The sequence below is a fragment of the Halorubrum sp. SS7 genome (assembly GCF_005435055.1).
Taxonomy (GTDB): domain Archaea; phylum Halobacteriota; class Halobacteria; order Halobacteriales; family Haloferacaceae; genus Halorubrum; species Halorubrum salinarum.
On sequence record NZ_SGXV01000205.1, the window covers coordinates 1 to 692 of the forward strand.

1 protein-coding gene is annotated in these 692 nt (G+C 57.4%); it reads right to left on the bottom strand.

Features of this window, described 5'->3' with window-relative positions; translation table 11 throughout:
- Window positions 1-218: 218 nt before the first annotated feature.
- The gene (locus tag EXE44_RS17650) at window positions 219-593 is read right to left on the bottom strand and encodes a hypothetical protein (RefSeq protein WP_137693386.1); all 375 of its coding nucleotides are present in this window, start codon (window positions 591-593) and stop codon (window positions 219-221) included.
- Window positions 594-692: the final 99 nt, after the last annotated feature.

Here is a 692-nt window from a genome sequence, read left to right on the forward strand (position 1 = left end):
GCGGAAGAGTCGGAGCGAGCGCGACCGGGACCGAGACGGAGATCGGATCGACGGCCGTGGCGAAGTCCTCGGTCGACGTTCGTGTTAGAGTCGTACTGAGTGTACGGAGCGTGTTCGGCGACTGAGATCTCGAAGGGCAGTTAGGCTCTACATCCGGCCGTCCGAACCTCCCGATACGGGCTGTCGGTCGTGTCCGGGAGTTAACTGTTCCCGCCGAACTACATCACTTTGGACGCCTTTCTGCCGACGGAGCCGTCGTCGTACTGAGCGATTTCGGCTAGTTCTGAACCCGCGTTAATCGAGTCCAATGCCTCGACGCACCGTAACCGGAGATCTTCGTCGTCCAGGTCGAAAGCGAGCTCCATTAGCTCTTCTTTCCCCCGAGCATACTCCAACTTGTCAATAGCCTCTCGGCGCACCCACCGTTCGCTGTGGTCGTACGCGATCTCGTCTAAGGCCGTCGCCGCGTTCTCAGTGCGGGCCAATTTGTCGATCGCGTCTCTCCTCTTCCCGTCATTCGAACTGTTGAACACTAAGTCCAGCATCTTTTCTTCACGATCGGTGTAACTCGGTCCACTGCTAAACAGTCCCATACCAGCACGGGTACGTTTTCGACTAATAAAAGTACCGTCCTAACAACTGTTTGAAATTACTCGGCAGTAGCGGACGCAGCGCATGCGCGGGTTCCGGCC